The organism is Kineococcus auxinigenes (assembly GCF_050871525.1).
In the GTDB taxonomy this organism is placed as follows: Bacteria; Actinomycetota; Actinomycetes; order Actinomycetales; family Kineococcaceae; genus Kineococcus.
Map to the genome: position 1 here is coordinate 1 of NZ_JBKBCT010000034.1, position 19,847 is coordinate 19,847.

The 19,847-nt window shown below is 77.6% G+C and carries 15 protein-coding genes; 4 read left to right on the forward strand and 11 right to left on the reverse strand.

Features of this window, described 5'->3' with window-relative positions; all coding sequences use genetic code 11:
- From ACRYR9_RS11000 to ACRYR9_RS11010, 3 genes are all read right to left on the reverse strand, one after another.
- Positions 1 to 1,556 (reverse strand): serine/threonine-protein kinase (locus tag ACRYR9_RS11000; RefSeq protein ID WP_459077413.1); only part of this gene is annotated, 1,556 nt, incomplete at its 3' end.
- Between the two features lie 109 nt (positions 1,557 to 1,665).
- Complete coding sequence (locus tag ACRYR9_RS11005; protein ID WP_432492410.1) at positions 1,666 to 3,975, reverse strand: molybdopterin-dependent oxidoreductase; 2,310 nt, start codon at positions 3,973 to 3,975, stop codon at positions 1,666 to 1,668.
- A gap of 47 nt (positions 3,976 to 4,022) precedes the next feature.
- Positions 4,023 to 4,562 (reverse strand): Uma2 family endonuclease, encoded by a 540-nt coding sequence (locus ACRYR9_RS11010; protein ID WP_432492408.1) that lies wholly within the window; start codon positions 4,560 to 4,562, stop codon positions 4,023 to 4,025.
- Between the two features lie 152 nt (positions 4,563 to 4,714).
- Here ACRYR9_RS11010 and ACRYR9_RS11015 point away from each other — a divergent pair, with 152 nt between their 5' ends.
- Positions 4,715 to 6,631, forward strand: a complete 1,917-nt coding sequence (locus tag ACRYR9_RS11015; protein ID WP_432492406.1) for a diguanylate cyclase domain-containing protein — start codon at positions 4,715 to 4,717, stop codon at positions 6,629 to 6,631.
- Positions 6,632 to 6,635: 4 nt separating this feature from the next.
- On the opposite strand, the gene ACRYR9_RS11020 is transcribed toward ACRYR9_RS11015, so the two are convergent.
- The 4 genes from ACRYR9_RS11020 to ACRYR9_RS11035 all read right to left on the reverse strand — a co-directional run bounded on the left by ACRYR9_RS11020 (position 6,636) and on the right by ACRYR9_RS11035 (position 11,188).
- On the reverse strand, positions 6,636 to 8,315 hold the full coding sequence (locus ACRYR9_RS11020; protein WP_432492404.1) for a GAF domain-containing SpoIIE family protein phosphatase: 1,680 nt from the start codon (positions 8,313 to 8,315) through the stop codon (positions 6,636 to 6,638).
- 1 nt (position 8,316) lies between these two features.
- Positions 8,317 to 9,141 (reverse strand): aldo/keto reductase, encoded by an 825-nt coding sequence (locus ACRYR9_RS11025; protein ID WP_432492402.1) that lies wholly within the window; start codon positions 9,139 to 9,141, stop codon positions 8,317 to 8,319.
- A gap of 84 nt (positions 9,142 to 9,225) precedes the next feature.
- Entirely contained in the window at positions 9,226 to 10,257 is a 1,032-nt protein-coding gene (locus ACRYR9_RS11030; protein ID WP_432492400.1) for an ABC transporter substrate-binding protein, read from the reverse strand.
- A 70-nt stretch (positions 10,258 to 10,327) separates the two neighbouring features.
- Positions 10,328 to 11,188, reverse strand: coding sequence for a siderophore-interacting protein (locus ACRYR9_RS11035; protein ID WP_432492398.1), 861 nt, complete (start codon positions 11,186 to 11,188; stop codon positions 10,328 to 10,330).
- 191 nt (positions 11,189 to 11,379) lie between these two features.
- Here ACRYR9_RS11035 and ACRYR9_RS11040 point away from each other — a divergent pair, with 191 nt between their 5' ends.
- Positions 11,380 to 12,504: a hypothetical protein gene (locus tag ACRYR9_RS11040; RefSeq protein ID WP_432492396.1), complete on the forward strand. Its 1,125-nt coding sequence runs from the start codon at positions 11,380 to 11,382 to the stop codon at positions 12,502 to 12,504.
- Here the strand turns inward: ACRYR9_RS11040 and ACRYR9_RS11045 are convergent.
- The 3 genes from ACRYR9_RS11045 to ACRYR9_RS11055 all read right to left on the reverse strand — a co-directional run bounded on the left by ACRYR9_RS11045 (position 12,429) and on the right by ACRYR9_RS11055 (position 16,041).
- Positions 12,429 to 13,382: a hypothetical protein gene (locus ACRYR9_RS11045; protein WP_432492394.1), complete on the reverse strand. Its 954-nt coding sequence runs from the start codon at positions 13,380 to 13,382 to the stop codon at positions 12,429 to 12,431. The two genes, ACRYR9_RS11040 and ACRYR9_RS11045, sit on opposite strands and share 76 nt — an antisense overlap.
- The gene (locus ACRYR9_RS11050; protein WP_432492392.1) at positions 13,379 to 14,635 is read right to left on the reverse strand and encodes an RNase A-like domain-containing protein; all 1,257 of its coding nucleotides are present in this window, start codon (positions 14,633 to 14,635) and stop codon (positions 13,379 to 13,381) included. The genes ACRYR9_RS11045 and ACRYR9_RS11050 overlap by 4 nt, the downstream gene beginning before the upstream one ends.
- A gap of 119 nt (positions 14,636 to 14,754) precedes the next feature.
- Positions 14,755 to 16,041 (reverse strand): MFS transporter, encoded by a 1,287-nt coding sequence (locus ACRYR9_RS11055; protein ID WP_432492390.1) that lies wholly within the window; start codon positions 16,039 to 16,041, stop codon positions 14,755 to 14,757.
- Between the two features lie 118 nt (positions 16,042 to 16,159).
- Here ACRYR9_RS11055 and ACRYR9_RS11060 point away from each other — a divergent pair, with 118 nt between their 5' ends.
- Positions 16,160 to 17,056: a LysR family transcriptional regulator gene (locus tag ACRYR9_RS11060; RefSeq protein WP_432492388.1), complete on the forward strand. Its 897-nt coding sequence runs from the start codon at positions 16,160 to 16,162 to the stop codon at positions 17,054 to 17,056.
- Between the two features lie 85 nt (positions 17,057 to 17,141).
- The gene (locus ACRYR9_RS11065) at positions 17,142 to 18,212 is read left to right on the forward strand and encodes a hypothetical protein (protein WP_432492386.1); all 1,071 of its coding nucleotides are present in this window, start codon (positions 17,142 to 17,144) and stop codon (positions 18,210 to 18,212) included.
- Here the strand turns inward: ACRYR9_RS11065 and ACRYR9_RS11070 are convergent.
- A complete protein-coding gene (locus ACRYR9_RS11070; RefSeq protein WP_432492384.1) occupies positions 18,164 to 19,684 on the reverse strand; it encodes a hypothetical protein in 1,521 nt (506 codons plus the stop codon). The two genes, ACRYR9_RS11065 and ACRYR9_RS11070, sit on opposite strands and share 49 nt — an antisense overlap.
- Positions 19,685 to 19,847 lie beyond the last annotated feature (163 nt).

Here is a 19,847-nt window from a genome sequence, read left to right on the forward strand (position 1 = left end):
GTCGCGGGGTGCCACCCCCCCCCCCCCCCCGACCCCCCCCCCCCCCCCCCCCCCCCCGCCCGGGCGCCGCCCCCCCCCCCCCCCCCCCCCCCCCCCCCCCCCGCCCCCCCCCCCCCCGCGGACCCGGCCGGGGTCGGCACGGTCACCGACGGGGCCGCGGGAGCGCTGGACGGCGTGCTCGCGGGGGGTGCCGCCGGGACGGTGGCGGTGGTCCCGCCGGTGCGTGCGGGGGCCCGGCCGGTCGCGGCGGGTGCCCGCGAGGGGGCCGCGTCGCCGTCCTCGGCGGGTTCCGTACCGGCGTCCGGGGCCTGCGCGGAGGTCGGGGGCGCGACCGGTGCCGAGGTGGGCAGCACGCCGGTGGGTCGCGGCTGCACGATGGCGACGGGGTTGGGCACCTCCTCCAGCCGGCCCTGCTGCACGGCGGTGATCGCGATGGCCGTGCCCGCGGTGGCGAGCACCAGCGCACCGACCACGACCGCGACGGGGCGCCGGGGCAGCGTGCGCACCCGCGGGGCCCGGTGCGCGGCGGCGACCGGGGGGACGGGCCGCTCCCAGCCGTCCGGCTCGCGGGGCACCGGGCCCGGCGCGACGAGCGCGCGCACGGCGTCGACCCAGCCGGGCAGGCGGTCGGGCCGCTCGCGGGGGTCGGGGGACAGGCCCTGCAGCAGCAGCTCGGCCGTGTGGGGGTGCGCGGCGGTGTGCGGCGACGCGGCGAGCTGGCGGCGCACCAGGCCCGGGTCGAGCGCTCCGGCGGGGTCCGCGGCCGGCGGCTGCCCGGTCAGGACGAACACGGCGGTGGCGGCGAAGCTGAACACGTCGCTCGCCGAGGACGGCAGGGCGCCCGCGCGCACCTCCGGCGCGGTGTAGACGGTGGCGGAGCGGTGCGGGGCGCCGTGGCGCAGGCCGCCCAGGCTGGGGCCGGCCAGGCGCACGCCGTCGCCGGGGAAGAAGCCCCCCAGGCGCACCGTGCGGGGGGTGATGTCGCCGTGCACGAGCGGCGGGGAGTGGTCGGTGCCGCGGTGCAGCTCCTGCAGGATCCTGGCGGTGGTGGCCAGCACGGCGAAGCGCTCCTCGACGCCGGCGCCGGGGTCGTCGTGCAGCCAGTCGGCGACGGAGCGGCCGGGCGCCTGCTCCAGGACGGCGTAGTCCCAGGTGCCCTCGGCCCCGGCCGCGCGGCCCGGCGGGTGCGGGGCGGGGCCGGTGAAGGTGCTCAGGACCGCGGCGAGGCACTCGTGCCGCACGCGCACCAGCCCGGTGGCGCGCTCGCGCCAGGTGCTCTCCACGGCCGCGGGGTCGGCGGCCACCGCTCCGGCGGCCGGGTCACCCCCACCGGCTGCCGCGCCCGCGCCGGCCCGGGGCCGCAGGGCGACGAGGGTGAACAGCGCCTCCCCCGACGGAGCGCGGTGGTCCAGGACGTGCCACGCCTCGTCGACGCCGTCGGCCTGGCCGAGCAGCTCGTAGCGGTCGGCGTCCCCGGGCGGGCCCGCGCGGTGCCGGAGGACCGCGGGCACGTCGGAGGCGGAGGTCAGCCTGTCGTCCGGCCAGCCCTCGGTCACCTGTGGCACCTCCGCGCCTCGACGGTGCGTCGCGCACCGGGATGGGTGTCCCATGATGCCTCACGCACTGGGCCGAACGGGTGGATCCGGCCCGTGACCTGCGCCGTGTTCAGCCGGGGTGCGAGGAGCCCGGCTGGTCGAAGACCGTCACCCGCGGCACGGGGCCCGTGTGGGCGGCGACCTGCACGGCCGCGTGCTGGCCGGTGCAGGCCTGCGCGAGGCGGGAGGAGCCCACGTCGCGGGTCAGGACGTTGACGTTGCCGTAGCCGCACGTGACGCCCGCCTCGGCGCCGGCGACGGGGTCCCACCAGGCGCCGGTGGACATCTGCACCACGCCGGGGCGCACGTCCCGGGACAGCACCAGCCCGCCCAGGCAGCTGCCGCGGCGGCTGCGCAGCACGACGACCTGGCCGTCGGCCAGGCCGCGCGCGGCGGCGTCCCCGGGGTGCATCCGCACCGGTTCGCGCCCGGCGACCTTGCCGGCCTGCGAGTGCGCGCCGTGGTCGAGCTGGCTGTGCAGGCGGGTGGCGGGGTTGTTCGCGACCAGCCACAGCGGGAACTCGTCGTCGGGCGTCTCGTCGGCGGGCAGGTGCACGGGGTGCCCGGGGCAGTCGTCGTAGCCGAAGCCCGCCACGGTCGGGGAGTGCAGCTCGATGCGGCCGCTGGGGGTGCGCAGCCCGAACCGCTGCGGGTCGGCGCGGAAGGCGGAGAACATCACCTTCTCCTCCGGTTCGTCCGGCAGCGGGAACTCCCCCGCCGCGCGGAACTCCGCGTGGGGGGGCGCGGTGATCCCGGCGCGGGCGGCCGGCCCGGTGCGCCACTGCTCGTACAGGTGCTCCACCCACTGCGCGGCGGTGCGGCCCTCGGTGAACCGCTCGCCGGCGCCCAGGCGCCCGGCGAGCGCGGACAGCACCGCGTAGTCGTCGCGGGCCTCGCCCAAGGGCTCGTGCACCCGCCCCATGTGGATGAGGCGGTCGTCGTAGCGGGCGGCGCCGACGTCCTCGCGCTCCAGGGTGGTGGTGGTGGCCAGGACGACGTCGGCGTGGCGGGCGGTCGTCGTCCAGAACGGCTCGTGCACCACGACGGTCTCGGCCGCCCGGAACGCGCGGCGCAGCCGCTGCAGGTCCTGGTGGTGGTGGAAGGGGTTGCCGCCGGCCCAGTGCACCAGGCGCAGGTGCGGGTAGACCTCGTGCCGGCCGTCGACCTCGTACGGCTCACCGGGGTGCAGCAGGGCGTCGGCGATGCGGGCGACGGGGATGCGCACGCGCAGCGGGTCGGCGAACTGCGGCAGCGTGGGCAGCGGGTAGTGGCCGGAGCGGCGACCCACGCCGCCGGTGGAGGCGTAGCCGTGGCCGAAACCCCCGCCGGGCAGGCCGATCTGCCCGAGCAGGCAGGCGAACGCGACCGCCGCCCACAGCGGCTGCTCACCGAAGCGGGTGCGCGCCACGGACCAGCTGACGGTGACCATGGTGCGCCCGGCGGCGGCGCGGCGGGCCAGCCGGCGGATCGTGGCGGCGGGCACGCCGGTGATCCCCTCCGCCCACTCGGGGGTCTTCACCACCCCGTCGTCCGCGCCGTCGAGGGAGGCGAGGAACTCCTCGGTGCCGGAGCAGCAGCGCTCCAGGAACCCCGGGTCGTGCAGGCCCTCCTCGACCAGCACCCGGCACATCGCCAGCAGCAGCGCCGCGTCGGTGCCGGGCACGGGGGCGATCCACTGCGCGTCCAGCTCGGCGGCGAGGTCGTCGCGCAGCGGGGAGACGAGCACGAACTGCGCCCCGCGGGCCTTCGCACCGCGCAGCCGGCCGGCGATCTCGTGGCGGCTGATGCCGCCGCTGGCGACCTCGGAGTTCTTCGCCGGCAGCCCGCCGAAGGCCAGGACGAGGTCGGTGTGCGCCTCGATGCTGGACAGCGCCGTGGGTGAGATGAGGGGTTCCTGGCTGCCGACGACGTGCGGCACGAGGACCTCGCCGACGCCGTGGCTGTACGTCCACGACGAGCGCACCGCACCGCCGAGGCAGTGCCAGAAGCGGTGGATCTGGCTCTGGGCGTGGTGGAAGCGCCCGGCGCTGGCCCAGCCGTAGGAACCGGCGAACACGGCGGTGGGGCCGTGCTCGCCCAGCACGCGGGAGAGCTCGGCGGCGAGGCGGTCCAGCACCTCGTCCCAGCCCACGGGGATGAACTCGTCCTCGCCGCGGCGCTCGTCCGGGCCGGGGCCGTCCTCCCACCAGCCGCGGCGCACGTGCGGGCGCAGCACGCGGGCGGTGGGCGTGGCGGCGACGGGGACGTTGCCCAGCAGCGGCGAGGGGTCGGGGTCGTCGGGGTGGGGGTGGACGGTGACGCGGCCGTCGGCGCCGGTGGTGGCGGTGAACGCCCCCCAGTGGGAGGAGTGGGGGGTGCCGGGCGGGGCCGTCGTGCTCACCCCACCAGGATCGCCGATGCGCGGGCGTGCCCGGTGCGCGCCCGGGGTCAGGCGAACAGCGCCTCGACGTCCAGGACGACCCCCCAGCGCTCCAGCTCGACGGCGCCCTCGGACAGGGCCCGGTCCAGCTCGTAGGCGCCGTCGACGAGGCGGTGCACGTACACCGTGTGGTCCCACGGCGAGACGATCCAGTGCTCGGGGCAGCCGTGGCGGGCGTACTTGGCGGTGTTGCGGACCCAGTCCTTCGACTGGTTCGACGGCGAGAGCACCTCGACGCACAGCAGGACGGGACCGTCCCAGTACTGGGCCTCTTCGTCCACGGCGGCGCCCGCCTCGACCACCATGACGTCCGGCTCGTACTTGTCCGGGCCGGGCTTCCAGCCCCAGGCGTCGTGGACCTGGTGGCCCGTCCCGGCCTCCAGCAGGTTCGCCAGGCGCCGGGCGATCCGCTGGTGGCGCCCCGTCACCACGCCGCGCGGGATGAACGCCCCGTCCACGTACTCACCGCGGACGTCCTCGCCCAGCGCACGGTAGTCCTCCCAGGACATCGGGACGCCGTGGATGCCCTCGTGCACCTCAGCCGCCATGCCTCGAGCCTAGCCCGCCCCGTCCCTCCACCCTCGCCGCGATCATGCACGGTTGAGCGCTCAACTTCGCATGATCGCCGTGGGGTGGGAGACCCGGGGATCCACCCGGACGGCGGGCTCAAGCCGCTGCCCGCACCTGCCGATGAGGGCGCATGAGCACCACGACGCACCGTCACGACGACGGGCCGCAGCTCGCCCGCGAGGGGGAGGTGGACGGCGCCGGGGATCGGAGGGGATCCCGGCGCCCCGTCTCCCCCCGCTCGGCGGGCGTGCGCCTGGCGGTGACGACGGCGGTGCTCGTGGGTTCCCTGATCGCCCTGGCCCCGCTGCTGGGGGGCAGCGGTGCGCCGCTCGGCGCGGTGTGGTGGCCGGCGGCGGGGGCGGCGCTGGCCCTGGCGGTGCGCCGCCCGTCCCGGCGGTGGTGGTGCGTCGCCGGGACGCTGGCCGGCAGCGCCCTGGCGCTGCGCGTCCTGGGCGTGGACCCCGGGGTGGCGGCGGTGCTCGCCAGCGCGCAGGCGCTGCAGTGCGCCGTCGGGGCGTCGGTGACGGCCCTGCTGACGGGCGGGCGGCCGGTGCGGATGCGCACCACGCGCGACGCGTGGCGGGTGGCGGCCGGTGCGGCGGCGGGTGTCGCCGCGGCGAGCGTGCTCGTGCACGCCACGCCGGAGATCGGCGGGGCCCTGGCGTACGCGCCCGCGCAGCTGCTGGGGGTGCTGCTGGTGGCGCCGCTGCTGCTGCCCGCCGGTGCACCGCGCGCCGTGGACCGGCGCACCCGCGCCGCGCGCACCGAGTGGGCCGCGGCGATGGCGGTGTCCGCGGCCGTGGCCGTGGCGCTGTTCTGGCGGCTGGACTCCGGGGCGTGGTCGTTCCTGGTGGTGGTGCCGGTCCTGTGGGGCGCGGCGCGCCTCGGGCTGGGCCGGGCCCTGACGTGCCTGCTCGTGGTGGCGGTGGTGGCGACCACCGGCACAGGCACCGGCCTGGGCCCCTACACGGGCTTCCCGCTGCACGCCCGCACCGGCGTGCTGCAGGCGCTGCTGTTCACCTGCGGGGCGGTGACGATGGTGATGTCGCTGGTGGTGCGGGCCCGCGAGAGCGCGGTGGTGGAGGCCGGCCGGCGCGAGGAGCTGTTCCGCCGCACCTTCGACGACGCCCTGCTGGGGGTGGCGCTGCTGCGGCTGCGCGCCGACGGCACCGCGGTCGTCGCGCGGGTCAACGACCGGCTGGCCTCGATGCTCGGGCACGACGTGCCGGTCGGCTCGGACTGGTCGCAGCAGGTGCACCACGAGCAGCGCGAGGCGTTCACGGCGGCCGTGCACGGCATGGTGGAGCAGGTGCGGGCCGGGCAGAGCGCCCACTGGCACGCCGAGGTGCAGCACGGCGACGGCGACGTGTGGCTGGAGCTGGCGGCGTCGGCGTGGCCCACCTCCCGCGAGGACGGCCGCGACGGCGAGGTCGCCGCGGTGGTGCAGGTCGCCGACGTCACGCAGCGGCGGCTGGTGCAGCGCCGCCTGCGCGAGGCCGCGCTGCACGACGCGCTGACCGGCCTGGCCAACCGCACGCTGCTGGAGGACCGGTTGCGCCTGGCGCTGGGCGCGGCGGGGCGCTCGGGCCGGCAGGTGGCGCTGCTGTACTGCGACCTGGACGACTTCAAGCCCGTCAACGACACCGGTGGCCACGCCGCCGGCGACCACGTCCTCATCGGGGTGGCGCAGCGGCTGAGCGCAGCGGTGCGCCCCGGCGACACGGTGGCGCGCATCGGCGGCGACGAGTTCGCCGTGGTGTGCCCGGACCTGCCGGACCCCTCGGCCGCCGAGGCGGTCGCCGAGCGGATCGTCGCGGCGATGGCCGAGCCGTTCCCGGTGGCGGGGTGGAGCTTCCCCGTGGGCATCAGCGTGGGCCTGTCCATCGCGCAGCGGGGCGCGGACGCGCAGCGGGTGCTGCAGGAGGCCGACGCGGCGATGTACGAGGCGAAGTCCGCCAAGGGCGAGCCGGGCGCGCGCGGCGGCCGGGTGCGCACCGGTGGCCGGCGCGTGGTGGACCTGCGCACCGCCGAGCGCGGGGGGCGCTGAGCGCTCAGCCGGGCGGCTGCGGGTCGAACGCCACGGCCAGCAGGGCGCAGTCGTCCTCGCCGCGGGTGCCGACGAGCTCGGCCAGCAGCTCGTCGAGCAGGTCCTCCAGCGGCAGCCGGTGCAGCCGGGTCAGGGCCGCGCGCACCCGCTCCAGGCCGCCGGCCAGGCTGCGGCCGCGCTGCTCGATGAGCCCGTCGGTGTACAGCAGCAGCACCGAGCCGTCGGGGACGTCCACGTCGTGGTCGTGCCGCTCGGCGTCGCCGAGCAGCCCCACGAGCAGGTCCGGCGGGGTGCGCAGCAGCTCGGTGCTGCCGTCGGGCCGCAGCAGCACGGGCGGGGGGTGCCCGGCGTTCGTCCAGCGCAACCGCCGCGCACCGCGGGCGGCGCCGGCGGCGTCCTGCTCGACGCGGGCCAGCACGAGGGTGGCGAGGGCGTCGACGCCCAGGCCCAGCAGCGCGCGGTCCAGGCGGGCGACCACGCCCGTGGGCGGCTCGGGGCGGTCCCAGGCGAAGGCGCGCAGCAGCCCGCGCACCTGCCCCATCGTCCCGGCGGCCCGCGCTTCGTGGCCGGCGACGTCGCCGACGACCAGGCTCAGGGCCCCGTCGGGCAGCACCACCGCGTCGTACCAGTCGCCGCCCACCTGCTCCTCGCGGGCGGCGGGCACGTAGCGGCCGACGGTGCGCAGCGAGTCCACGTGCGGCAGCGTGGGCAGCAGGGAGCGCTGGAGGACCTCGGCGTGCGAGCGGTGCCGCTCCTCCAGCTGGGCGCGGTGCACGGCCTGGGCGGTGAAGCGGGCCAGGGCGCCCCACACCTCCTCCTCCGCCCGCAGCCCGGGGCGCGCGTCCGGCCACAGCAGCGCCAGGACGCCGAGCGGCTGCCCGGCGGCGGCCAGCGGCAGGAACGCGCTGGCGCCGGGGCCCGCGGCGCGCTCGGGCGTCCGGGGCGCGGCGGGCGGCGGGAAGGCGTCGTCCAGCTCGGCGCGGTCGGTGAACAGCAGGGGGCGGCGCTCGCGGGCGGCGGCCGCGGCGGGCGAGCCCTGCTCGAGGCGGGTGCCCACCAGCAGCAGCGAGCGGGCCCCGCCGAGCTGGGCGCGGGTCACGGCCGTGACGGCGGCGTCCACCTCGGGCACCGAGCGGGCTCCCACGAGGCTCTCGGCCAGCGCCAGCAGCAGCTGCTGGCGCTCCTGCACCACCCGCAGGCTCAGCTCCGCCGAGCAGGCGGCGGCCAGGTCCTCCAGGACCGCGACCTGCTCGGGGCTCCAGCTGCGCGGCTGGTCGTCGATGGCGCACAGCACGCCGACGACGGGGTCGTGCGCGCCGGCCGGTTCCCCGGAGGCGGGGTCGGCCAGCCGCACGGGCGCCCCGGCGTAGGCGACCACCCCCAGGTCGGGGATGGCCAGGGAGCCCGCGGTCAGCGGGTCCTCGCGGGCGTCGGCGACGGTGAAGGTGCCGCCGGAGGTCACCACGTGCCGGCACAGCGAGTGCGTCAGCGGCGTGGCGCGCCGGCTCTGCCACGGCTCGGGCAGGCCGACGGCCCCGGGGAGCACCTGCTCCTCGGCGCTGACCATGGACACCAGGCCCACGGGCGTGCGCAGCGCGACGGTCGCCAGGCGGGCGAAGCGGTCCAGGTCCGGGTCGGGGCGCGAGGGCAGCAGGGTGGCGGCGGCCAGCCCGTGCCGGGTCACGTCAGCCGAAGGTGTCGGGGTCGGGGCCGGTGCGCTGGTCGCGGTTCAGGGCGCTCAGGGCGGCGACCTGCTCGTCGCTGAGGGTGAAGCCGAACACGTCGATGTTGCTCGCGATGCGCGCCGGGGTCACCGACTTGGGGATGACGACGTTGCCCAGCTGCAGGTGCCAGCGGACGACGACCTGTGCGGGTTCGCGGCCGGTCTCGGCGGCGATGCGGGTGACGACGGGGTCGGAGAGCAGTTCCCCGCCGCGCGCCAGGGGGCTCCACGCCTCGGTGGCGATGCCGTGCTCGGCGTGGAAGGCGCGCAGGTCCTCCTGCACGAGGTACGGGTGCAGCTCCACCTGGTTCACGGTGGGGACGATCTCCGTCTCGTCCATGAGCTTGCGCAGGTGGGTCTTCTGGAAGTTGGAGACGCCGATGGTGCGGATGCGCCCGTCGCGGTGCAGCTCCTCGAACGCCTTCCAGGTCTCGACGTAGTCGTCGCGCTGGGTGGGCCAGTGGATGAGGTACAGGTCCAGGTACTCCAGCTGGAGCTTGGCCATGCTCTCGTCGAAGGTGCGCAGCGTGGCGTCGCGGCCGTGCCGCTCGTTGGGCAGCTTGGTGGTGATGAACACCTCCTCGCGGGGCACGTCGGTCACGCGCAGCGCGTCGCCGACGCCGGCCTCGTTGCCGTACCCGGCGGCGGTGTCGACGTGCCGGTAGCCGGCGCCGAGGGCGGTGAGGACCACCTCGGCGGTCTGCTCCTGCGGGACCTGCCACACCCCCAGACCGAGCTGCGGGATCTCCACCCCGTCGTGCAGGGCCAGGTTCGGGACTGCGGGCACGTCGTCTCCTCCATCGTCCGGGCGGGTCGGGCCCGACGCTACGGCCGCGCGCCCCACCCCGCACCCCGCCCCACCGGGGACTCCTCACGCGCCGAACTCGGCGGCGATGGCCTCCAGGGCGTCCACCGCACCGTCGTGGTCGGGCCGGTAGCTCGTCGCGGGCAGCTCGTGCACCTGCCCGTTCCGGAACGCCGGCAGCGCCGCGTACACCGGGTCCTGCGCGAGCTCCTCGACGCCGGGGCCGCCGAGGGCGACCACGAAGGCGGTGGGGGCGTCGGCGACCCGGGCGAGCAGTTCCGGGCTCACCTCGAACGAGTCGCCGCTGCCGTACAGGGCGGGGTTGCCGGCCTTGGTCACCACGTCGTCCGGGGTGAACCCGACCTCCTCGGCCAGCGCGGGCAGCGCCGCGCCGGCCGGGACCAGGTACGGCTCGCCGACGGGCAGCGACAGGAGGAACACCGCGCTCCCGTCCGGGACGGTGATCGACGAGCGCACCTGCTCGACCTTCGCGTCGTAGGCGTCGACGAGGGCGTCGACGCCGTCGGTGCGACCGGTGGCCTCCGCCACCAGTTCCAGCTGCTCCTGCCAGCCGGTCGTGGTGGCGGGCACCAGGACGGTGGGGGCGAGCGCGGCGAGCTCCTCGTACGCCTCCTGCGCCTGGACGGCGGTGATGCCCTGACCACCGCCGATGATGAGGTCCGGGTCGGCGGCCGCGACGGCCTCGATGTTCAGCTCCTCGCCGGCGGGCAGCGCGGTGGTGCCCTGCGCGGTGGCCTCGTCCGACCAGGCCGGCGGGAAACCGCCCTCGAGGTCGGTGATGCCCAGGACGCGGGTGTCGGTGGCGACCACGGGGGCGTCCAGGGCGAACAGGTACCCCGCCAGGCCGCCGCTGAGCACGACGATGCGCTGCGGGTCACCGGGGACCTCGACGGCGCCCTGCTCGGTGGTGATGGTCCGCGGCGCGGGCGCGGTCGAGGTGGACGCGGCGGGGCTGGGCTGCGCGGCCCGGCCGTCGCCGGAGCAGGCGGCGAGCGCCAGCAGCGCGGAGCCGGACGCTCCCGCGAGGACCGCGCGCCGGGCGGGGCGCTGCGGGGAGGGCGGGGTGGACGATCGCACGGTTCTCCTCATCAGGGGTGGGGTCGGTGCGCACCGGGGGCGGCGCCTGCCCGGTGCTCGTCGGGACTGCTCAGTGCTCGTCGTCGAAGTCGGCGACGCCGCGCTTCCAGTAGCCGGTGAGGCGGCAGTCGCCCGCGGGCACGCCGAGCTCGTGGCGCGCCCAGCGGCGCAGGGGTTTCAGGACGCCGGCCTCGCCGGCGATCCACACGAACGTGCGCCGCCCGTCCGGCAGCGGCACGGCGCGCACCGCCCGTTCCAGCGCGTCGCCGTGCCCGGGCGGAACGTCGCCGCGGTGCACCCAGCGCACCTCGAAGCCCTCGGGGGCGGTCAGCTCGACCTCCTCGGAGGCGTCGGCGACCTCGACGAACGCCCAGCCGGTCGCGGTGCGCGGCAGCGCCTGGAGGTAGCGGGCGATCTGCGGCAGCGCGGTGAGGTCGCCGGCGAACAGGTACCGCCCGTGGGCGGCGGGGACCACGACGCCGCCGGGCGGGCCGGCGACGTGCACCCGGTCCCCCGGGCGGGTGGACGCGGCCCACCCCGAGGCCACCCCGCCCGGGTGCAGGACGAGGTCGACGTCGAGCTCCCCGGTCGCCGGGTCGTGCCGGCGCACGGTGTACTCGCGCGACACCGGCAGCGGGCGCGGCCACCGCAGGGACGGCCCGTCGCGCTCGGGCAGGCGCAGCACCCCGTGCTCGTCGGGGAGCACCAGCCGCACGTGCTCCTCGGGGACGTGGCTGGCGAAACCCCGGGCACCGGGGCCGCCGAGGGTCACCCGCACCAGGGCGGAGCCGAGCCGCTGCACGCGCAGCACCTCCAGCTCGCGCAGGCCGACGGGGTACCCGACCTTCGCGACGGCGTCGCCGGCGTGCACCTCGGCGATGCGCGCGAGGTGGTCCGGCGCGGTGCGCGCTCCCGCGGCCGACACCGTCACGCCCGGTCCCCCGCCGTGTCGCGGGTCATCGCCCGGGCGGCGGTGCGGGAGGCCGGGGGCACGGTCGGCGGGACGTCGTCGCTCACGGAGGGCAGGTTAGCCTCACCTCACCAACTCTCGTCAACACCCCCGTCCTCGGCGCTCCCCACCGCGCCGGGCCTCGTGTCGGGGGCGCGCGCCACGATGCCGCCATGCTCCCGCGCACCTCCGCCGGCAGCCGGCCCGGCGCGGGGCCGGTGGCCGTGGTCCACGTCCTGTGGGTGCGCCCGGCCCGGCTGCTGTGGTGGGTGGAGCGCGGCGGGCCGCCCGGGCCGCGCCCGGCCGGCGCGTGCGGCGGCGCCCACCCGGCGGCCCTGCGCGCCGGGCAGCGCGCGCTGCTGCTGCGCTCGGGCCTGGCCGGGGAGGCGCTGCACGGCGTGCTGGCCGGGCCGACGCGGTGGGTGCCGGCCCTGCTGCCCGTGCGCGACGGCGTGCCCGTGCCCAGCCCCGACGCGTTCGCGCGGGTGCCCGCACCGCGCCGGACGCCCGCCCCGGTGGAGCTGTCGGTGGTGCGCCTGCCGTGCACCGCTCCCCCGCTGGCGGGCAGCGTGGAGGCGGTGCGCGCGGCCGGCTCGCGCGGCTGGCCCGGCGGCGGGCTGCTGGTGCCGGGCCGGGAGGTGCTGCACCTGGCGGCGCTGGTGCGCGACCTGGCGGCGTTCACCGCGGCGGAGCCCGCCGCGCACGGCGGCCCGGGGCTGCGGTGGCGGCGCCGGCGCGCGGCGACGCTGCCGGCGGTGCTGCGCGCGGCGGTGCCCGGCGAGGGGCGCGCCCCCAGCGCCGAGCAGGTCGTGGACGAGGTGGTGCTGGCGGTGCTGCCCCACCTGCGCCGCGACGCGCTGCTGCCCGCGCCCGCCGCGGCGACGGCCCGCGTGGTGCTGCTGGTGGGCGGCGGCCCCGCCGACGGCTGGTGGGTGGACGTGACGCTGTCGGTGGGCGGCGCCGCGCCGCTGCGCATCGGCGAGGTGACCGGCGACCCGCTGGCGCTGGAGGCCCTGCGGGCGGGCCTGGCGCGCGCGGTGCGGGTGTGCCCGGCGCTGCGCGCGGCGCACCGCGACGCCGACGACGCCGGGCGCCTGCACCTGCCGGCCCCCGTGGCCGCCGAGCTGGTGGAGCGGGGGCTGGACCTGCTGCACCGCGCGGGGGTGGCGGTGCTGGTGCCGCGGGAGGTGGCGGCCGCGCTCGCCGGGGTGCGCCGGGCGCGTCAGCTCCAGTCGAAGCGCTGGATCCGCCAGGCCAGCCACCCCAGCCACCGGCGCAGGTGGGGCGGCTCGGCGTAGCAGCCGAGCGCCTCGACCGCGGCGGGCAGGTCGAGGTCGCTGCGGGCCAGCAGCCGCGGCACCTCCGCGGCCACCCGGTCCAGGAAGGCCACCGGTTCGGCACCCAGCGCCCACCACTCGTCCCAGCCGGGTTCGTCGGCCAGGTCGCACGCGTTGAACCAGCCGCCGAGGAACGACGTCAGCGCCGGCAGCTCCCGCCGCCAGGTCAGCGCCATCGGGTGCTCCCACGGCTCGGCGGCGTGCACGGCGCCCACCTCCCACGCCGGCCCGGTGCCACCGGCGTCCAGGCGGTGCAGCACCACCGCGGCGCGCGTGGTCTCCACCCCGGAGGCGACGACGTCGCGGCCGAGCAGCGGGGCCCGCCGCACGGCCTGCCCGACGACGGCACCGACGTCGCCCACCAGGTGCAGGCGGCCGCCGGCGTCCGGGTCGGCCAGCCACGCGTCCACCTCCTCGCGGTGCCGGCCGGTGAGCACCCGCACCGCGTGCCGCAGCGAGCCCGCGCTCACGGCGGCCGAGTCGCGCACCTTCCACGGGTACGGCCACTGCGGCACCGCGCCGGGCGACAGGATCGTCGCGGGGTCCTCGACGGCCTCGCGCAGCCGCTCGCCGTACCAGGCCATCCAGGTCAGCCAGGAGTTCCCGTCCGGCGGGTCCCACGTGCCGGCGCCCAGGTCGTGGGCGGTGGTGCGCATCCCCTCCTCGGTGTCCACGCCGGCGGTGGCGCGCCGCCAGATCTCCAGCGAGTCCGCGGCGCGTGTCGCGCCGCCGGCGGTGAGCTCCCGCTCGACCGCCTCCCGCGGTGAGGTGGTGGCGATCAGGTCCGTGTCGTGGCCGAGCGCCGTGGTGAGCATCTCGTCCCAGAGGTCCTCGGTCACGAGCGTTTCCTCCTGTCGAGGTAGGCCGTCAGCACGTGGGGGTTCCCGTCGCGATCGCGCTGCAGCAGCACGACGGCGTGTTCGGGGGCCGACTCGCGGAAGCCGGTGCCGTCCCGGACGAGCACCGTGCCCGCCGAGGCGTCCACCGGGACCCTCAGCGTGACGACGCTCCTGCCGACGAGCCTCTGACGCACCAGAGCCTCGTTGTCACGCACGGCCTGCGTGACGGCCCGCTCAGCCGCGTCGAGGTCGGCCCACCGGGAGACGGCGTCCGGCACCCTCCCGCGCTGACCCGTCTCCGGGTTCGTCAGCGTCCCCAGCGTCAGCCGCTGCCGCAGGTACTCGTCGTCCACGTCCACGTGCCTCTCCAGGGTGTGCCCGCGCCCGTGCCCCTCGCTGCGCTCGAGGTCCACCCCGGCGAGCATCTCGTCCAGCGTCTGCGGCAGCAGCCTGCCGTCGGCGTCGCGCGGCCGGCCGTCGGGGCCGTGCGCGCCGGGCACCAGCTCGTCGGCGGCCCGCCCGGCACCGCGGCCGGCCAGGCCGGCGGCCGCGCCGCCGGCCACCGCTCCCCAGCGCCCGTCGCGGGCGTCGTCCAGGTGCAGGGCGTCCGCCGCGGTGCCGGCGGGGTCGAGCAGGGCGTCCAGCGCCGCGCCGGGTGCGGCGCGCACCGCACCGAGCCACCCGTCGGGGTCCCACGCCCAGCCGGTGACGGCGTACGCGCCGGCGGCGCCCTCGGCGACGACGGCTCGGGCGGCGTCGCCGACGTGCTCGGCGAGGGTCCGCGGCCGGTCCTCCACGTCGGCGATCAGGGCGAGCAGGCGCTGCGCCAGGCGGGCGGAGGACTCGTCGTGGTCGGCGACGAGCCGGGCGCGGCTCTCCTGCCAGTTCTGCAGCTCCGACCAGGCGCCGTGGAACCCCGCCAGGTCCAGGGAGGTGTCGCGGGTGCGGCGCTCGGCGTCCTGCAGGGCGGCCTCGACGGTGCGCAGGCGGCCGTTGAGCATGCCGAGCTCGGCGGCGTGCTCCTCGATGACGGCGGCCCCGGCGGCGGCCGTGCGGGTCAGCAGGGACAGCCCCTGCAGGAGGGGTTCGACGCGGCCGGTGAAGCCGTCGTGCGCCGGGCCCCACCAGCCGCCGGTGTCGCGGCGGGCCGCGTCCACCTCGGCCTGCACGCCCTCCAGGGCGCCGGCCACCGCCCGTGCCGCCCGCGCCGCGGCGTCCGCCGCCGGCGGTGACAGCGTCGCCACCTGGTCCACCCGCACCTCCCCGGTCGCCGGGACCGTAGGGAGCGGGTGGTGCGGTCAGCGGGGTCCGTCCACAGGGGGCGGGGCGTCGCGGCGGGGAGCGGGCCTGTGGCTCCCCGGGCGCCGCGTGCTCAGGCGGCCAGGACCGCCTGGCGGCGGCGGGCCCGCAGCGGCTGCACGGCGAGGACGAGCGCCATCGCCGCGGCCACGCTCAGCGGAACCAGCCCGCACGCGGCCATGCCGGCGCGCACGCCGACGTGCTCGGTGACCCAGCCGATCAGCGGGCCGCCCAGGGGCGTGCCGCCCATGAACACCAGCACGTACAGGCCCATGACGCGCCCGCGGTACTCGCGGTCCACCCACAGCTGCACGGAGGAGTTCGCGATCGCCTGGAACGCCAGGTTGGTGACGCCCATGACGACGAGGACCGCCACGAACACGCCGAGGTTCGGCGCGAACGCGGCGGCGGTCTGGGAGATGCCGAACGCGGCGGCCAGGGCGAGGATGGTGCGCAGCCGCGCGTTCGAGCGGCCGCCGGCGACGAGCGCCCCGGCGATGGAACCGACGGCCAGGACGATGTTGAACAGCCCGTACAGGCCGGCGTCGCCGTCGAAGGTCTCATCGGCCATGGCGGTGAGCACGACGGGGAAGTTCAGCCCGAAGGTGCCGAACACGCCGACGAGCAGGATCGTCCACGCCACGTGCGGCCGTTCGGCGACGTAGCGCAGGGCCGAGCGCAGTTGCCCCTTCTGCCGCGGCAGCGGCGGGGTGCGCACGAGTTCCGAGGTCTTCAGGAAGAACCCGAGGGCGACGGTGGGCCCGAGGTAGCACAGCGCGTTCGCGGCGAACGCCCACCCGGTGCCGACGGTGCCGATGAGCAGGCTGGCGATCGCCGGCCCCACGAGCCGGCTGGTCTGGAACGTCGCGGCGTTCAGGGCCACGGCGTTGCGCAGGTGCTGCGCGGGCACGACCTCGCCGACGAACGCCTGGCGCGTGGGGTTGTCGAGGGCGACGACGAACCCGCCGGCGAGGGCGAGCAGGTAGACGGTGCCGACGGTGACGTTCCCGGTGAGGGTGAGCACGGCCAGGGTGGTGGCGACGGCGGCGCTGCAGCCCTGCGTGACGAGCAGGATGTTCCGCTTGGGGTAGCGGTCGGCGATCATGCCGCCGTGCATGCCGAACAGCAGGATCGGCAGGAACTGCAGGGCCATGGCGATGCCGACGGCGGCCGGGGAACCGGTCAGTTCCAGCACGAGCCAGTCCAGGGCGATGTTCTGCATCCAGACGCCGGTGCTGGCCAGCGCCTGACCGCTGACGTACACGCGGAAGTTGGGCACGCGCAGCGCGGCGAACGTCGCTGCGGCGCGGGTGGGGGGTGCGGCGTCGGGGTGTGCTTCGGCGGGAGCCGGCGGTGTCACGATCAACCCTTCGGGGTTCGACGGTCGGTGACCATCATCACGGTTGGGCCCTCGAGATCGCACGGCGATAGGATGACTATCAGTCATCACGTGTCGTGATGAGCGCGAGGAGGCGGTGGTGAGCGTCGTCCAGGGGCCGGTGCCGGGGTTCGACCCGGTGCAGCTGCGCTCGTTCCTCGCGGTGGCGCAGACCCACTCCTTCACGCAGGCCGCGGCGCGGCTGGGCTTGCGCCAGTCCACGGTCAGCCAGCACGTGCGCAAGCTGGAGCTCGCCGCCGGGCGCACGCTGGTGCACCGCGACACGCACTCGGTGGCGATCACCCCCGACGGGGAGGCGATGATCGGTTTCGCCCGGTCCATCCTCGCCGCGCACGAGAGCGCGGCGTCGTACTTCACCGCCGAGCGCCCGCGCGGGCGGTTGCGCATCGGCATGTCCGACGACCTGGCGCTGACGCGGCTGCCGCAGATCCTGCGCGACTTCCGCACCGAGAACCCGCGCGTGGACCTGGAGCTGACCGTCGACCAGTCCGGGACGCTGCACCGCCGCCTGGGCAACGACCGGCTGGACGTCTTCATCGGCAAGCGGCCCCGCGGCTCCGGCGAGGGCCAGCTCGTCAAGCGCGAGCGGCTGGTGTGGGTGGGCAACCCGTCCACCCGGGTGGACCTGTCGCTGCCGGTGCCGCTGGTGGTCTACCCGGCGCCCACGCTCAGCGGCAGCGCGATGCAGGAGGCGCTGGAGGGGGCGGGGCTCGGCTACCGCAGCGCGTGCGTGTGCCGCGGGGTCAACGGCCTCATCGCGGCCGTGGTCGCGGGCATCGGCGTGTCGTGCCTGGCGAGCTCGCTGGTGCCGGCGCAGCTGACCCGGCTGGGCCCGCAGCACCGGCTGCCGGAGCTGGGCCAGATCGACCTGGTGCTGCTGACGAACCCGCGCACGGCCGAGCGCCCGGCGTCGCGGGCGCTGGCCGCTGCGGTGCTCTCCAGCGGCCCCGGCGGCCTGAGCCCCTCGGCCCCTTGAGCGGGGTGCCGGGCGGCGAGCGCCCCGCGCCGGCCCGAACTACGGTCGGGGACGTGCTGGACCGTCCCGCGACACCCCGACCGCCGTGCCCCGCCTGAGCCGCGCGCTGCGCATGGACCTGGTGCGCAGCGACCGGGGTGCGCAGAACCTGACCACGTTCGTCGTGGCGGCGGTCTCGACGATCCTGCTGACGCGGCTGCTGCTGGCGCTGACCGGCTACCCGCAGATCGGCGGTGGCGGCAGCGGCCTGCACGTGGCGCACGTGCTGCCCGGCGGGCTGCTGATGCTGGCGGCGCTGGTGCTGCAGTTCGCCTACGTGGGCCGCGGCCCGCGGCCGGTGGCGGCGCTGGTGGGCGGGGCCGGTTTCGGCCTGTTCATCGACGAGGTCGGCAAGTTCGTCACCACGGACAACGACTACTTCTACGAGCCGGCCGTGGCGATCATGTACGTGGTGTTCGCCGCCCTCGTCGTCGGCGCGCGCCGCTGGCGGCGGCACCGGCCGCTGGACGACGACGAGAAGGTCGCCAACGCCGCGCACGCCCTGGTCGACGGCCTGGCCGGGCACCTGCCGGCCGGCCACCGCGAGGAGGCGCTGCGCGGGCTGGACGAGGTCGGCGACGAGTTCGGCGCGCGCGAGCTGCGGGCGCTGCTGGAGAGGGTGGAACCCAGCCCGGTGCCGGTGCCGCAGCACCTGGAGCACGCGTGGGCGCGGGTGCAGGAGCTGTTCGACCGCCTCGCCACCTCGTGGTGGGCGCTGCCGCTGATGGGCGCGTGCCTGCTGCTGCAGTCGGCGGGCGCGGCGCTGGTGGCGGCGGGCGCGTGGGTGGCCGGCCGCGGCTTCGGGGCCGCCGGGCTCGGGGTGGTCGTCGGGGCGGGGGCGGCGCTGGTGCTCGCCCTGGCCGGGCTGGTGCAGGCGCGCCGGCGGGGGCGGCACGCGGCGGTGGAGTCGTTCCAGCGCTCGGCGCTGACCTCCCTGCTGGTGACGCAGGTCTTCCTGTTCGCCGCCTCGCAGTTCGCCGCGGTGGCGGGCCTGGTGGTGGACCTGGTGCTGCTGGGGCTGGTGAACGCCGACCTGGCCCGGATGCGCTCCCGCCCGGCGGGCGCGCCTCAGCGTTCCCAGAGCTCCACGCGCACCGCCCCGAAGTCGCCGTCGTAGGTCCGTGACCGCCCGGCGCGGGCGGGTTCCACCCAGGAGGCGAACACCTCCTCCCACGGGTCGTTCAGGACGAGCCCGACCAGCCACACCCGCTCGTGGGGCGCGAGCGCCGCGGCCCGCTGGTCGTCGGGCAGGTCGTCGCCGCCGATGGAGACGCTGACGTCGGTGTCGTGCAGCAGGAGCGCGTCCTCGAGGGGGGTTCCGGCGGGCAGGTAGTACCGCACGTGGGGACGTGTGGTGTTGCCCAGGAACACCACGGCGTCGCCGGGGCGGGCCCGCTCGGTCAGGACCGCGACGGCGGAGGGCACGTCGTCGGTGACGTAGGGCCGCTGGCGGGTCTGCACGAGGTGCGCGGCCTGCCCGAGGGCGATCGCGCCCGCGGCGAGCACGGCGACGCCGGCCCGGGCGGAACCGGTGCCCGCCCGCCGCGCCAGGGCACCGGCCCCGGCACCGGCGAGGACGGCGAGGGCCGGTGCGGTGGCGCCGGCGTAGCGGGTGGCGAACAGCTGACCGCCGGCGGCGGAGGCGGCCAGCGCGGCGACGGGTGCCACCGCCCAGGCGAGCACGAGCAGCAGCACGGGCGGGTCGCGCCGCAGGTGCGCGGTGCCCGCCGCGCACAGCACGGCCAGGGCGAGCACCGCCAGGGCGCCACCGGCGTACGCCGCCCACAGCCCGAGGGTGCGCTGCAGGAGGGGGAAGTCGTCGGCGATGCGGCCGGGGGCCTGGGTGAACCCGACGGCGACCATGGCCAGCGCGGCCGCCGCGGCGGGCAGCGCCCCCAGCAGCACCCGGCGCCGGCCGGCGCGGCCGGGAGCCGCGAGCGCCACGGCGAGCAGCGCGGCGACGGCGGGTGCGCCGGTGATGACGTGCAGCGCGGCGGCCAGGGCGGCGCCGGTGGCCCACAGGGCGAGCCACCGCCGCCGCGGGTCCTCCCGGTCGCGCAGCACGCCGTACGCGGTGGCGGTCGCGGCGGCCAGCACGACGGGGTAGGGGCGCGCCTCCTGGCTGTGGTCGACGACCACGGGCATCAGGGCGAACGCGCTGCCGGCGACGACCCCGGCGACGGTGCGGGCCCCGGCGGGCACGCCGGAGCGCGGGCCGGGGCGCAGCAGCCGGGCGGCGATCAGGCCGGCGAGGGCGGCGGTGAGCACGGTCGCCGCCGCACCGGGCAGCCGCAGCCACGCCTCCTCGCGGGACACCTGCACCCACGGGTGCACCAGCGCGTACCAGGGGCCCAGCCCGGCGTCGGTGACCCGCAGCCCGCGCAGCATCACCGCCCAGCCGCGCTCGGCGGTGGCGAGGGTGTAGATCTCGTCGCGCCACAGCGGTTTGGCGTCGTAGCGCCAGGCGGTGGCCGCCGCGGCGACGGCGACGGGCACCAGCCACGCCCAGGGGCCGCCGCTGCGGTGCTCGCGCCGCTCGTGCCCGGTCGCGCCCGTCCGCGTGCGCGTGCTGCCCGTGCTGCCCGCCACCCGTGTCCTCCTCGTCCGCCCGGCGGGCGGTCGTGAGCGCCCCGCCCCGCGGGCAGTACCCGCTGCGGCCCGGCGGGAACCCCGGCCGGGTCACCCGATCGGCTCAGGTGCCCCGCCCGCGCGTCGATGGGTCGACGGCCTCGGCCGGGGAACCGGCGGGCCG

What these genes read in the sequence shown, in the direction of transcription:
- ACRYR9_RS11010 (WP_432492408.1), bottom strand. Translation starts at nt 4,562, where the DNA reads ATGGCGGCTGAGGTGCACGAGGGCATCCACGGCGTCCCGATGTCCTGG.
- ACRYR9_RS11015 (WP_432492406.1), top strand. Translation starts at nt 4,715, where the DNA reads ATGAGCACCACGACGCACCGTCACGACGACGGGCCGCAGCTCGCCCGC.
- ACRYR9_RS11040 (WP_432492396.1), top strand. Translation starts at nt 11,380, where the DNA reads ATGCTCCCGCGCACCTCCGCCGGCAGCCGGCCCGGCGCGGGGCCGGTG.